General features: G+C 47.2%; 12 protein-coding genes. All 12 read left to right on the top strand.

The window, feature by feature from the left end:
- Positions 1 to 87 precede the first annotated feature (87 nt).
- The 12 genes from GCA01S_RS02690 to pnp all read left to right on the top strand — a co-directional run bounded on the left by GCA01S_RS02690 (position 88) and on the right by pnp (position 14,438).
- Positions 88 to 4,395, top strand: a complete 4,308-nt coding sequence (locus GCA01S_RS02690; protein WP_017437050.1) for a PolC-type DNA polymerase III — start codon at positions 88 to 90, stop codon at positions 4,393 to 4,395.
- Positions 4,396 to 4,658: 263 nt separating this feature from the next.
- Entirely contained in the window at positions 4,659 to 5,132 is a 474-nt protein-coding gene (gene rimP / locus GCA01S_RS02685; RefSeq protein ID WP_017437049.1) for a ribosome maturation factor RimP, read from the top strand.
- Positions 5,133 to 5,156: 24 nt separating this feature from the next.
- On the top strand, positions 5,157 to 6,302 hold the full coding sequence (gene nusA / locus GCA01S_RS02680; RefSeq protein WP_017437048.1) for a transcription termination factor NusA: 1,146 nt from the start codon (positions 5,157 to 5,159) through the stop codon (positions 6,300 to 6,302).
- A 12-nt stretch (positions 6,303 to 6,314) separates the two neighbouring features.
- The gene (rnpM, locus tag GCA01S_RS02675) at positions 6,315 to 6,605 is read left to right on the top strand and encodes an RNase P modulator RnpM (protein WP_017437047.1); all 291 of its coding nucleotides are present in this window, start codon (positions 6,315 to 6,317) and stop codon (positions 6,603 to 6,605) included.
- Entirely contained in the window at positions 6,595 to 6,912 is a 318-nt protein-coding gene (locus tag GCA01S_RS02670) for a YlxQ family RNA-binding protein (protein WP_017437046.1), read from the top strand. Before rnpM ends, GCA01S_RS02670 begins: the two co-directional genes overlap by 11 nt.
- 4 nt (positions 6,913 to 6,916) lie before the next feature.
- A complete protein-coding gene (gene infB / locus GCA01S_RS02665; RefSeq protein WP_017437045.1) occupies positions 6,917 to 9,118 on the top strand; it encodes a translation initiation factor IF-2 in 2,202 nt (733 codons plus the stop codon).
- Complete coding sequence (locus GCA01S_RS02660) at positions 9,115 to 9,393, top strand: DUF503 domain-containing protein (RefSeq protein WP_017437044.1); 279 nt, start codon at positions 9,115 to 9,117, stop codon at positions 9,391 to 9,393. Before infB ends, GCA01S_RS02660 begins: the two co-directional genes overlap by 4 nt.
- 15 nt (positions 9,394 to 9,408) lie before the next feature.
- The gene (gene rbfA / locus GCA01S_RS02655) at positions 9,409 to 9,789 is read left to right on the top strand and encodes a 30S ribosome-binding factor RbfA (RefSeq protein ID WP_017437043.1); all 381 of its coding nucleotides are present in this window, start codon (positions 9,409 to 9,411) and stop codon (positions 9,787 to 9,789) included.
- Between the two features lie 58 nt (positions 9,790 to 9,847).
- Entirely contained in the window at positions 9,848 to 10,756 is a 909-nt protein-coding gene (gene truB, locus GCA01S_RS02650) for a tRNA pseudouridine(55) synthase TruB (RefSeq protein ID WP_017437042.1), read from the top strand.
- Positions 10,757 to 10,792: 36 nt separating this feature from the next.
- Entirely contained in the window at positions 10,793 to 11,776 is a 984-nt protein-coding gene (ribF, locus tag GCA01S_RS02645; RefSeq protein WP_017437041.1) for a bifunctional riboflavin kinase/FAD synthetase, read from the top strand.
- 92 nt (positions 11,777 to 11,868) lie between these two features.
- Positions 11,869 to 12,138 carry a 30S ribosomal protein S15 gene (gene rpsO / locus GCA01S_RS02640; RefSeq protein WP_017437040.1) on the top strand — a complete coding sequence of 90 codons (270 nt, stop codon included), beginning with the start codon at positions 11,869 to 11,871 and terminating at the stop codon, positions 12,136 to 12,138.
- Positions 12,139 to 12,296: 158 nt separating this feature from the next.
- On the top strand, positions 12,297 to 14,438 hold the full coding sequence (gene pnp / locus GCA01S_RS02635) for a polyribonucleotide nucleotidyltransferase (RefSeq protein WP_017437039.1): 2,142 nt from the start codon (positions 12,297 to 12,299) through the stop codon (positions 14,436 to 14,438).
- The last annotated feature ends 49 nt before the right edge of the window (positions 14,439 to 14,487 follow it).

Genomic DNA, 14,487 nt, shown 5'->3' with positions numbered 1-14,487 from the left:
AAAGTAGAAAAGATACTTTTCCGACAGCCCTTTTGTTATGATAGAAAAAGAGAGGAATTTTCGTTGAGAGGAGAAAGGATCGCCGTCATGTTAACGAACGAGCAAAAAGAACGATTTCAAGTATTGTTGCAGCAGCTGCAGTTGACGTCTGACGAATTCGCACCTTATTTCCGTGAAGCAGGCATTCTCAAACTAGTAGTGGAGAAGGAACAAAAATGCTGGCATTTTTATTTCCAGCTTCCGAAAATTTTGCCGTGCCAAGTGTATGAGCTGTTTACGGAGAAATTAGTTCAGGCGTTTCATCATATCGCAAACGTCAAATATACGATCCAAACGGCAGATTCGCACTTTACGGAAGCGGATGTCCGCGGCTATTGGCAGCTCTGCTTAAAGGAATTGCAAGAAGGAATTTCCCCGCTTTTATCGTGGCTTCATAATCAAATTCCAACAGTAAAGGGAAATAAACTATTCGTTACCGTCCGCAATGAAGCCGAAGCGCTCGCGGTAAAACGCCGTTTTTCGAGAAAAATAGCGGAAGTGTATCAGTCGTTTGGTTTTCCGCTGTTGCAGCTCGAAACGGAAGTCAAGCAGCCGGAAAAAGAAATGGAGCAATTTCTAGCGCAAAAACAGCAAGAAGATGCCGAGCGCGCTTTAGCAGCGCTCTCAGAGATGACGAAAGAGGCGAATGAAGAGCGGGCGGCGGATACGCCGGCAGGTCCGATTGTGATCGGTTATCCAATTAGAGAGGACGAGGAAGTCCGCACGCTAGACAGCATCGTCGAAGAAGAGCGGCGCGTCGTCGTGCAAGGATATGTCTTTGACGTAGAAATGAGCGAATTAAAAAGCGGGCGGACGTTATTAACACTAAAAATTACCGATTACACAAACTCCATATTAGTAAAAATGTTTTCCCGTGATAAAGAAGATGCCGAACTGATGGCCGATGTCAAAAAAGGCATGTGGGTGAAAGTAAGGGGAAGCGTGCAAAACGATACGTTTGTCCGCGATCTTGTAATTATCGCCAACGATATTAACGAAATAAAAGCAAAAGAGCGGCAAGATACGGCGCCGGAAGGAGAAAAACGGGTAGAGCTTCACTTGCATACGCCGATGAGCCAAATGGATGCCGTCACGTCCGTGACAAAGCTGATTGAACAGGCCAAAAAATGGGGCCATCCGGCAATCGCCGTGACCGATCACGCTGTTGTCCAATCATTTCCAGAAGCATATAGCGCCGCAAAAAAATACGATATGAAAGTGTTATACGGCGTGGAGGCAAACATTGTCGATGACGGCGTGCCGATCGCTTACAATGAGGCGCACCGCTTGCTTTCGGAGGACACGTACGTCGTTTTTGACGTGGAAACGACGGGGCTGTCGGCCGTCTATAATACGATCATCGAGCTTGCCGCTGTGAAAGTAAGAGATGGTGAAATCATCGATCGGTTTACTTCTTTCGCCAATCCGCATCATCCGCTGTCTATTACAACGATTGAACTGACAGGCATCACCGATGACATGTTGAAAGATGCACCAGATGCGGAAGAAGTACTGCGCCAATTTTACGATTGGATTGGCGATAGCATCCTTGTCGCTCATAACGCTAGTTTTGACATCGGCTTTTTGAATGTCGGTTTTGCGAAAATCGGCCTTGGCAAAGTGACCAATCCAGTGATCGATACGCTCGAATTAGCGCGCTTTTTATATCCGGACTTGAAAAACCACCGTCTAAACACGCTTTGTAAAAAGTTCGATATTGAATTGACCCAGCACCACCGCGCCATTTATGACGCAGAAGCAACCGGATATTTGCTGATGCGGCTGTTGAAAGACGCCGAGGAGCGCGGCATTTTATACCATGACGAGTTAAACGAGCGTTCGAAAGAAGAAGTATCGTATCGGCTGTCGCGGCCGTTCCATGTCACGCTTCTTGCTCAAAATGACGTTGGCTTGAAAAATTTATTTAAGCTCGTTTCGTTATCGCATGTCAAATATTTCTATCGCGTTCCCCGCATTCCGCGTTCGGTGCTGCAGCAGCACCGCGAAGGCATTTTAGTCGGCTCGGGCTGCGATAAAGGCGAAGTGTTTGACAACATGATCCAAAAAGCGCCGGAAGAGGTCGAGGAAATCGCCAAATTTTACGATTTTCTTGAAGTGCATCCGCCGGAAGTGTACAAACCGTTGATTGAAATGGATTACGTCAAAGACGAAAGCATGATTAAAGAAATTATCCGGAAAATCGTCATGCTTGGCGAAAAATTAAACATCCCTGTCGTTGCAACCGGAAACGTTCATTATTTAAATCCAGAAGATAAAATTTACCGCAAAATTTTAATTCATTCCCAAGGCGGGGCCAATCCGCTCAACCGTTATGAGCTGCCGGACGTCTATTTCCGCACGACCGATGAGATGCTTGAGTGTTTCTCCTTTTTAGGAGAAGAAAAGGCGAAAGAAATCGTTGTGACCAATACGCAAAAAATCGCTGACCTGATCGGCGAAGTAAAGCCGATTAAAGATAAGCTGTATACGCCGCGCATCGAAGGAGCGGAAGAGGAAATCCGCGAAATGAGCTATCGCCGTGCCAAAGAAATTTACGGCGATCCATTGCCGAAAATTGTCGAAGAGCGTCTGGAAAAAGAATTGAAAAGCATCATCGGACACGGGTTTGCCGTTATTTATTTAATTTCCCATAAACTCGTGAAAAAGTCGCTCGATGACGGCTACCTCGTCGGTTCGCGCGGTTCGGTCGGTTCTTCGTTTGTGGCGACGATGACGGAAATTACTGAAGTCAACCCGTTGCCGCCGCACTACGTCTGCCCGAATTGCAAGCACTCGGAATTTTTCAATGACGGGTCGGTCGGCTCCGGATTTGATTTGCCGGATAAAAACTGTCCGCAATGCGGAACAAAGTATAAGAAAGACGGGCATGATATTCCGTTTGAGACGTTCCTTGGCTTTAAAGGCGACAAAGTCCCAGATATCGACTTGAATTTTTCCGGCGAATACCAGCCGCGCGCCCATAACTATACGAAAGTGCTGTTCGGGGAAGATAACGTATACCGCGCAGGGACGATCGGCACCGTCGCCGATAAAACGGCGTACGGTTTTGTCAAAGGATATGCGAACGATTTAAACTTGCAGCTGCGCGGAGCGGAAATCGACCGCCTTGCCGCGGGATGCACCGGAGTAAAACGGACGACAGGACAGCATCCGGGCGGTATTATCGTTGTTCCCGACTATATGGAAATTTACGATTTCACGCCGATTCAATATCCAGCCGATGATACGAGTTCCGAATGGCGCACGACACATTTTGATTTCCACTCCATTCATGACAATCTTTTGAAGCTGGATATTCTTGGGCACGACGATCCGACGGTCATCCGCATGCTTCAAGATTTAAGCGGCATCGATCCAAAAACGATTCCGACCGATGACCCTGAAGTGATGAAAATTTTCAGCAGCACCGAATCGCTTGGTGTCACGCCGGAACAAATTATGTGCAACGTCGGCACGATAGGCATTCCGGAGTTCGGAACGCGCTTTGTCCGCCAGATGCTTGAAGAAACGAAGCCGAAAACATTTTCGGAGCTTGTGCAAATTTCCGGTCTTTCGCACGGGACAGATGTCTGGCTTGGCAATGCGCAAGAGCTGATCCAAAACGGCACGTGCACGCTTTCTGAGGTGATCGGCTGCCGCGACGACATTATGGTTTATTTGATTTACCGCGGACTCGAGCCTTCGCTTGCCTTTAAAATTATGGAATCGGTGCGGAAAGGAAAAGGGCTGACGCCGGAATTCGAGGAAGAAATGCGCAAACACAACGTGCCGGAGTGGTATATTGAATCATGCAAAAAAATTAAGTATATGTTCCCGAAAGCGCACGCTACCGCGTATGTATTAATGGCGGTCCGCATCGCCTACTTTAAAGTGCACCATCCGCTTTTGTACTATGCGACGTACTTTACGGTACGCGCGGAAGACTTTGATTTGGACGCGATGATCAAAGGTTCTGCCGCCATTCGCAAGCGCATTGAAGAAATCCATGCGAAAGGGCTCAATGCAACGGCCAAAGAAAAAAGCTTGCTGACGGTATTAGAAGTCGCCCTAGAAATGTGTGAACGCGGCTTCTCCTTTAAAAATATTGATCTTTATCGTTCGCAGGCTACCGAATTTGTCATTGACGGCAATTCGCTTATTCCGCCGTTTAACGCGATCCCGGGCCTCGGCACGAACGTAGCGCTCAACATCGTGCGCGCTCGCGAAGAAGGAGAGTTTTTATCGAAAGAAGATTTGCAGCAGCGCGGAAAACTTTCCAAAACGTTGATGGAATACTTAGAGAGCCGCGGCTGCCTCGATTCGCTGCCAGATCATAATCAGCTTTCCTTATTTTAAATTTGGTCCGCCGTCGTCCGTAGCTTTGGCGGGGCGAAAAACCGGCCGCAAGCAGTGTATTATGCTGTTTGCCCATTGCAATATATTTTCCAATATGTTATAGTTTTAGTGGAATTGGTAAAGATAATGGGTAAGCAAAGAGTGGGGAAACCCACTCTTTCGTCTTGAATTGGATGCCGATTATTTTTCATTCCCCGCAAATGTGCAGGGGATTTTCTCGTTATAACGAAGCGATGCAGTTTCTCTACGTTAGGAGGAAAAGAATGAGCAAAAAAGTGACAGAGATCGTCGAAGAGCTAGTCACGCCAATTCTTGCCGACATGAATTTAGAGCTAGTGGATATCGAATATGTAAAAGAAGGGAAAAATTGGTTTTTGCGCGTCTTCATTGACTCCGAAGACGGGGTCGACATCGAACAATGCGGCATCGTCAGCGAAAAACTGAGTGAAAAATTAGATGAAATCGATCCGATTCCGCATAACTATTTCCTTGAAGTTTCTTCGCCTGGAGCGGAACGACCATTAAAAAATGCAAAAGATTTTACGAGAGCGATTGGGAAAAATGTATATATAAAAACGTATGAGCCAATTGAAGGAGAAAAAGAGTTCGAAGGCGAACTAACCGATTTTGACGGAACTACCGTATCGATTACGGTAAAAGACAGAGCTCGTAAAAAAACGGTCGTTATTCCGTATGAAAAAGTGGCGAGCGCTAGACTTGCTGTTATCTTTTTTTAATGGTAAAAGGGGGATTTTCGTTTCATGAATACGCAATTACTCGATGCCTTAGCGGATATTATCCGTGAAAAAGGCATTAGCAAAGAAGTGGTAATAGAAGCGATTGAAGCAGCGATTATTTCCGCCTACAAGCGCAATTTCGGGCAGGCGCAAAACGTGCGGGTCGATTTAAATATGGAGACGGGTACGATCCGTGTCCTCGCTCGCAAAGATGTAGTTGAAGAAGTCAATGATCCCCGTCTGGAAATTTCTTTAGAGGAGGCGCAGCGGATCAATCCGAATTATCAAGTCGGCGATGTGGTGGAGATAGAAGTGACGCCGAAAGATTTTGGACGCATTGCGGCGCAAACGGCGAAACAAGTAGTCACCCAGCGTGTGCGCGAAGCGGAACGAAGCGTGATTTACGCCGAATTTCTTGACCGCGAAGAAGATATTATGACCGGGATTGTCCAGCGCGTCGATCCACGTTTTGTTTACGTCAGCCTCGGGAAAACGGAAGCATTGCTGCCGGCAAGCGAACAAATGCCGAATGAAACATACAAACCGCATGATCGCATCAAAGTGTATATTACAAAAGTAGAAAAAACGACAAAAGGGCCGCAAATTTTTGTATCGCGCACGCACCCGGGATTGCTGAAACGTCTTTTTGAACTGGAAGTTCCAGAAATTTACGACGGCACGGTCGAAATTAAATCCATTGCCCGCGAAGCGGGGGACCGCTCGAAAATTTCCGTTCATTCCGACAATCCGGAAGTAGATCCGGTCGGGGCATGTGTCGGTCCAAAAGGACAACGCGTGCAAGCGATTGTCGAAGAGCTGCATGGAGAAAAAATTGATATCGTCCGCTGGTCGGCCGATCCAGTCGAATTTGTCGCCAACGCATTGAGCCCGGCAAAAGTGCTGCGCGTCATTGTCAACGAAGCGCAAAAAGCGACGACGGTGATCGTACCGGATTATCAGCTGTCATTAGCGATCGGCAAGCGGGGGCAAAACGCGCGGCTGGCGGCGAAGCTGACAAACTGGAAAATTGATATTAAAAGCGAAACGGAAGCGCGCGAGATGGGAATTGATCCATATGCGCAATCCACTTTGCTTGATTCGGAAGAGATGCCGGTTGATAATGAAAATGACAGCGACCAATCATTCGATTTACAAGAGGAAATCGAGTGAGGGGGGATCCGTGTGGCGAGCCAAAAGAAAATTCCGTTGCGAAAATGCGTCGTGACTGGTGAAATGAAGCCAAAAAAAGAAATGGTGCGCATCGTCCGCTCGAAAGACGGGGAAGTTTCGATCGATCCGACCGGGAAAAAGGCGGGGCGCGGTGCGTACATTACGCTAGACAAAGAGTGCATTTTATTGGCGAAAAAGAAAAATATTTTAGCCCATCATTTAAAAGCGGACATTGCCGATACGCTCTATGATGAGCTGCTTCAGCTAGCGGAGAAGGAGACAAAAGCCGAAAATGGGCAATGAACGCTGGGCATCGTTATTAGGATTAGCGAATCGAGCAGGAAAAGTCATTTCAGGCGAGGAGCTAACGGTCAAGGAAATTCGTAGCGGCAAGGCGAAACTCGTCCTTTTGGCGGAAGATGCATCGGAAAATACGGCCAAAAAAATTACCGATAAATGCTCTTCCTATGGCGTTCCGCTCCGGAAAGTTTCAGACCGTTATACGCTCGGGCATGCGATCGGCAAAGACGCCCGCGTCGTTGTCGCCGTTATGGATGAAGGGTTTGCAAACAAACTAAGGACAATGCTCGATGGATCTTTATGGGGGTGAATCTATGTCTAAAATGCGTGTATATGAGTACGCGAAAAAAAATAATGTACCGAGTAAAGATGTGATTCATAAATTGAAAGAAATGAATATTGAAGTAACGAATCATATGTCAACATTAGAGCCGGAAGTGGTGGAGAAGCTGGACCATACGTACAATAAAAAAAGCGAACAGCCGCAAGCTTCTGCTCCGAAGGAAAAACGTCCGGCTCCGGCAAAAACGAAAACCTATGTGGATGATTTTGACGATGAAGAGGAAGTAGTCAAAGCAAAAGTTGCGAAGAAAAAAGGAGCAAATAAAAGCAAGGAAGGAAAAAAACACGATTTGCAGTTGCAGCAGCAAGAAAAGAAAATTTTCCATCAGCATAAGAAGAAACATAAAGGCAAAGTAAAAGCAAAAGTCCATCAGCCGCAGCCAGTGCAACAAGAACAGCCGGCGAAAAAAGAAAAAGAGCTTCCGAAAAAAATTACGTTTGAAGGATCGCTGACCGTTGCCGAGCTGGCGAAAAAGCTTGGCCGCGAGCCATCGGAAATTATTAAAAAGCTGTTTATGCTCGGCGTGATGGCGACGATTAACCAAGATTTGGATAAAGATGCGATCGAACTCATTTGTTCTGATTACGGAGTGGAAGTAGAAGAAAAAGTAGTCATTGATGAAACGAACTTTGAGTCGATTGAAATTGTTGACGCCCCTGAAGATTTAGTGGAGCGGCCGCCGGTGGTTACGATTATGGGCCACGTCGACCATGGAAAAACGACGTTGCTTGATTCCATTCGCCATTCGAAAGTGACAGAGCAAGAAGCAGGCGGCATTACGCAGCATATCGGCGCTTATCAAGTTACGGTCAACGGCAAAAAAATTACGTTCCTTGATACGCCGGGACACGAAGCGTTTACGACGATGCGGGCAAGAGGTGCGCAAGTAACGGACATCGTTGTGCTTGTCGTCGCTGCTGATGACGGCGTCATGCCGCAAACGGTAGAAGCGATTAACCATGCGAAAGCGGCTAATGTCCCTATTATTGTGGCCATTAACAAAATCGACAAGCCGGATGCCAATCCAGATCGCGTGATGCAAGAATTAATGGAGTATAATCTCGTTCCGGAAGAATGGGGCGGCGACACGATCTACTGCAAACTTTCGGCCAAAACAGGAGAAGGAATCGACAATTTATTAGAAATGATTTTGCTTGTCAGCGAAATGGAAGAACTAAAAGCAAATCCAAATCGCCGTGCCACAGGAACGGTCATTGAGGCGAAACTCGATAAAGGCCGTGGTCCAGTGGCGACGCTCCTTATTCAAGCAGGAACGTTGCATGTCGGCGATCCGATTGTCGTCGGCTGCACATACGGTCGTGTACGCGCAATGGTAAACGATACAGGACGTCGTGTGAAAGAAGCCGGTCCTTCCACCCCTGTCGAAATCACCGGCCTTCATGAAGTGCCGCAGGCTGGAGACCGCTTCATGGTGTTTGAAGATGAGAAAAAAGCACGGCAAATCGCAGAAGCGCGTGCACAAAAACAATTAATGGAACAACGCAGCATGAAAGCGCGCGTTAGCCTAGATGACCTCTTTGAACAAATTAAGCAAGGCGAAATGAAAGAATTAAATATTATTGTCAAAGCGGATGTGCAAGGGTCGGTAGAAGCGCTTGTTGCCGCGCTGCAAAAGATCGATGTCGAAGGAGTGCGCGTCAAAATCATCCATGCCGCTGTTGGCGCGATTACCGAATCGGATATTCTTTTAGCAACGACTTCCAACGCCATTGTCATCGGCTTTAATGTCCGTCCGGACTCCAATGCGAAACGCGTCGCTGAATCCGAAAAAGTTGACATTCGTCTGCATCGCATCATCTATAAGGTCATTGAAGAAATTGAAGCGGCGATGAAAGGAATGCTCGATCCGGAATATGAAGAAAAAGTCATCGGCCAAGCTGAAGTCCGGCAAACGTTTAAAGTATCGAAAGTTGGAACGATTGCCGGATGCTATGTAACCGATGGAAAAATTACGCGCGACAGCAAAGTCCGCCTGATCCGCCAAGGCATTGTCATTTACGAAGGAGAAATCGATTCCTTGAAACGCTTTAAAGACGATGTGAAAGAAGTCATGCAAGGATATGAATGCGGTTTGACGATTAAAAACTTTAACGATATTAAAGAAGGAGACATTATTGAAGCCTACATTATGCAGGAAGTGAAAAGACAGTGATCGGCTTTGTCGCCTGTGAATGCGTTATTTATAACGCACAGTCATTAAAAGAAAAGCGGGCCGTCCTGCAGCGAATAATAACACGGCTAAAACAAAAATATAATATATCCGTGGCCGAAATCGATCACCAAAACGTCTGGCAGCGGACGACGCTCGGAATGGTCGCGATTACGTCGAGCCGGGCGACAACCGAGCGCGAGCTGCAGCGGGCGCTTGCTTTGATCGACTCCTTTCCAGAATTGGAAAGGACGGTCACGACATTTGAGTGGTTTTAATCGAGGTGATAGGCGATGAATTTACGGGCTACTCGTGTTGGCGAACAAATGAAAAAAGAATTAAGCGATATCATTGGCCGCAAATTGAAAGACCCGCGAATTGGCTTTGTCACAGTTACCGATGTGCGTGTCACAGGCGACTTGCAGCAAGCAAAAGTATATATCAGCGTGTTAGGCGATGAAGAACAACGACAGAACACGCTGAAAGGATTGGAGAAAGCAAAAGGGTTTATCCGCTCGGAAATCGGCCAGCGGATTCGCTTGCGGAAAACGCCGGAAATATTTTTTGAAATCGATGAATCGATCGAATATGGCAACCGCATTGAACAATTAATCCGGCAAATTTCTACGGAGCAAGAACACGAGAAAAAAGAAGAAGCAAGCAAAGAGGAATAGATGGATAGACAATTTGTCTATCCATTTCCATTATGTACATAGGAGAAAGGGTGCGCTGATGGACGGAGTATTATTATTAGACAAACCTGTGGGAATGACTTCACATGATTGTGTTGCGCGGATTCGCCGCCTGTTCAAAATCAAAAAAGCAGGACATACAGGGACGCTTGATCCAAACGTATCGGGAGTATTGCCGATTTGCATTGGCAAAGCGACGCGCATCGCCGAGTTTTTAACGGGGACGACGAAAACATATGAAGGCGAGGTTACGCTTGGAATTGCCACGACAACCGAAGACAGCAGCGGAGAAATTATCGCTGCACAAAAAGTAGACCGGGTGATTTCCCGCAGCGAAATTGAAGCGGTATTCCAGCAGTTGACGGGAGAAATTGCGCAAACGCCGCCAATGTATTCCGCCATTAAAGTGAAAGGAAAAAAACTATACGAATATGCGCGCGCCGGCATAGAAATCGAACGGCCGACCCGCATCGTGACGATCCATGAACTGACGTTGCTCGATGAAAGGAACGAATTTAGCGGAAACACGGTTTCGTTTCGCTTTCGCGTCACTTGCAGCAAAGGCACCTATATCCGCACGTTGGCAGTGATGATCGGCGAGCGGCTTGGTTACCCGGCGCATATGTCCCATCTTGTCCGCACAGCGGCGGGGCCGTTTTCGCTACAGGACTGCGTCACATTTATGCAAATCGAACAGTGCGCGGAGCGTGGCGAGTTGCAGTCGCTTTTGCTGCCGATTGAAAAAGCGCTTTTTCATTTGCCGAAATATGAAATAAATGATAAAGTAGCAGAGAAAGTAAAAAACGGGGCGCTATTGCCGCTGCCGGCTTTTTTGCGCTCCTTAGAAGGGCCGGTATTAATGGTGACGAAGGAAAGAGAGGCGCTTGCCCTTTATATAAAGCACCCGTCGAAACCTCACTTGATGAAGCCGCTGAAGGTACTTCGCTGATCAAAAAAGTGGAAACATAGAAGGTGAGTAAGGACAATGGAAACGTTATTTATTTCGCATCCGCACCATTTGCAAAAAGAAGCGCTTCCCCCTACGGTGATGGCGCTTGGCTATTTTGATGGCATTCATTTAGGCCACCAGGAAGTGATTAGGACGGCGGTCGATATTGCGGCAGAAAGAGGATATAAAAGCGCAGTGATGACGTTTCATCCCCATCCTTCCGTCGTGCTCGGAAAACAGAAACAGCACATTCGCTTAATTACGCCGTTAAAGAAAAAAGAACAGCTCGTCGCCGCGCTTGGCGTCGATTATTTATATGTGGTCGAGTTTACGCCGACATTCGCCCAGCTGTTGCCGGAGCAGTTTGTCGACCAATATCTTATCGGGTTTCATGTGAAACATGTCGTTGCCGGCTTTGATTTTACTTACGGCCGTTTCGGAAAAGGAACGATGGAAACGCTGCCGCTTCATTCGCGCGGCCATTTTACGCAAACGGTGATTCCGAAGCTGACGATTGGCGGGGAAAAAATAAGCTCGACATATGTGCGGAAATTGCTGCAAAACGGAGAGGTAGAACAGCTGCCGCGCTTGCTCGGCCGTTTTTATGAAATCGAGGGGACGGTTATAGGCGGTGAGCGCCGCGGAAGAACGATCGGGTTTCCGACGGCGAATATCGCGCTAAATGACGATTATTTATTGCCGGCGCTTGGCGTATATGCAGTACGGGCAAAAATCGGTTCCGATGTATTTCCGGGAGTATGCAACGTCGGCTATAAACCGACGTTTCATTCGAGCCAAGAAGGAATGCCGAGTATTGAAGTGCATATTTTCCATTTCGAAAAAGATATTTACGGGGAAACGGTGACGGTCGAATGGCATCGGCGCTTAAGAAGCGAGCAAAAGTTTGCCAGCGTCGATGAATTAGTTGCGCAAATCCAGCGCGACAAGGAAGAAGCGCAAAGATATTTCAACAGTCTCAACGAAAATACTTGCATTTTGCCGGAAAAAAAGGTATTCTAATGAATGTATGCAAAATAACCATTGCTTGGCAAGTCGAGTCACCGCCGCTTGCTAGGTAATTGGGGTTTCGATGATGAGGAGGTGAATGAAGGATGGCATTATCCCAAGAGCGCAAACGCGAAATTATCGAGCAATTCAAAATCCACGAGAATGATACAGGTTCTCCAGAAGTGCAAATTGCTATCCTTACTGAGCAAATTAACAATTTAAATGAACATTTGCGTGTTCATAAAAAAGACCATCATTCACGTCGCGGATTGCTGAAAATGGTTGGAAAACGTCGGAATTTATTGACTTATCTGCGCAATAAAGACGTTACACGCTATCGTGAACTGATTAACAAACTTGGATTACGTCGATAAAAAAAGCGGGAGCATTCCCGCTTTTTTGCTAGTTATATAAGCGATTTTCCGCTATGATGAATAGTGGGAATTGATTCATTGCCGATTATTCGTCCATACTAATAATATAACCTATTCGTTTATTTCCGATTTGTACATAGAGAGGAGTACTTATTTATATGGAGCAAGAAAAGCGCGTTTTTTCCATAGACTGGGCTGGACGTCCGCTCGTTGTCGAAATCGGCGAGTTAGCCAAACAAGCAAACGGAGCGGTGCTGGTCCGATATGGTGACACCGTTGTATTAAGTACTGCAACAGCGTCGAAAGAGGCAAAAAACGTCGATTTTTTCCCTTTAACCGTTAACTATGAGGAACGTCTTTACGCGGTCGGAAAAATTCCAGGCGGATTTATTAAGCGGGAAGGACGACCAAGCGAAAAAGCGATTTTGGCGAGCCGTTTGATCGACCGTCCGATTCGCCCGCTCTTTGCTGAAGGATTTCGCAACGAGGTGCAAATCGTTTCGATGGTTATGAGCGTCGATCAGGACTGTTCGCCGGAAATGGCGGCATTACTCGGTTCATCTCTTGCTTTAACGATTTCTGACATTCCGTTTGAAGGGCCGATTGCCGGCGTGACAGTCGGCCGTGTCGATGGGCAGTTTGTCATTAACCCGACAGTCGAACAAGCGGAAAAAAGCGATATGCATCTCGTTGTCGCTGGCACGAAAGATGCGATTAACATGGTGGAGGCCGGCGCAGATGAGGTGCCGGAAGAAATCATGTTAGAAGCGATCATGTTCGGCCACGAAGAAGTAAAACGGCTGATCGCTTTTCAAGAGGAAATTGCCGCCCAAGTCGGCAAAGAAAAAATGGAAGTTGTTTTGTATGAGCTCGATCCGCAGCTGGAGGCGGAAATCCGTCAGCTTGCCGAAGCGGATATTAAACGGGCGGTGCAAGTGCCGGAAAAATTAGCGCGCGATGCGGCGATTGAGGAAGTAAAAGCGGGCGTCGTCGCGAAATACGAAGAGCAGGAAGCGGACGAAGAAACGTTAAAACAAGTGCATGAAATTTTACATAAGCTTGTCAAGGAAGAAGTAAGACGGCTTATTACCGAAGAAAAAATCCGCCCGGATGGCCGCAAGGTGGATGAAATCCGTCCGCTCTCCTCGGCAGTCGGCGTCCTGCCGCGCACGCATGGTTCGGGCTTATTTACGCGCGGGCAAACACAAGTGCTCAGCGTCTGTACGTTAGGAGCACTTGGCGATGTGCAAATATTGGACGGGCTCGGCATTGAAGAAACGAAACGGTTTATGCACCATTACAATTTCCCGCCGTTTTCCGTTGGCGAAACGGGGCCGATGCGCGGTCCGGGGCGCCGCGAGATCGGACACGGCGCTCTTGGCGAACGGGCGCTAGAGCCGGTTGTTCCGTCGGAGAAAGAGTTTCCTTATACGATCCGCCTCGTGTCGGAAGTGCTTGAATCGAACGGTTCCACCTCACAAGCAAGCATTTGCGCAAGCACGCTGGCGATGATGGACGCAGGTGTGCCGATTAAAGCGCCGGTAGCGGGAATTGCAATGGGGCTCGTGAAAAATGACGATCATTATACGATTTTAACCGACATCCAAGGCATCGAAGACCACCTAGGCGACATGGACTTTAAGGTAGCCGGCACGAGAAAAGGCGTTACCGCTTTGCAAATGGATATCAAAATTAAAGGCTTGACCCGCGAAATTTTAGAAGAAGCGCTGATGCAAGCCAGAAAAGGCCGGATGGAAATCTTAGACCACATGATGCAAACGATTCGTGAGCCGCGCAAAGAGCTGTCGAAATATGCGCCGAAAATTTTAACGATGCAAATTAATCCAGACAAAATTCGCGAAGTTATTGGACCGAGCGGCAAACAAATTAATAAAATTATTGACGAAACCGGCGTCAAAATCGATATCGAGCAAGATGGAACGATTTTCATCTCGTCTGTCAACGAGGCGATGAACCAAAAAGCAAAACAGATTATTGAAGATATCGTTCGCGAAGTCGAAGTCGGACAAATTTATTTAGGCAAAGTGAAGCGCATCGAGAAATTCGGGGCGTTTGTCGAGCTGTTCAATGGCAAAGACGGTCTTGTTCATATTTCCGAATTGGCGGAAGAGCGAGTCGGAAAAGTGGAGGATGTCGTTTCGATCGGCGATGAAATTTTGGTAAAAGTGATGGAAATTGATAAACAAGGACGCGTGAATTTATCAAGAAAGGCCGTTTTGCGGGAGCAGCAAAAGGAGAAAAAGGGAAGACGGCCAGAGCGTCATAAAATGAAGCCTTAGGATTTCATTCCTTAAGGCTCTTTTGTTATTGGGGTGAATGTTCTATCTT

Origin of the sequence: Parageobacillus caldoxylosilyticus NBRC 107762 (assembly GCF_000632715.1) — a bacterium.
In the GTDB taxonomy this organism is placed as follows: Bacteria; Bacillota; Bacilli; order Bacillales; family Anoxybacillaceae; genus Saccharococcus; species Saccharococcus caldoxylosilyticus.
The sequence above is the reverse complement of the archived record's forward strand: the minus strand, read 5'-3'. Positions and strand labels throughout refer to the sequence as shown.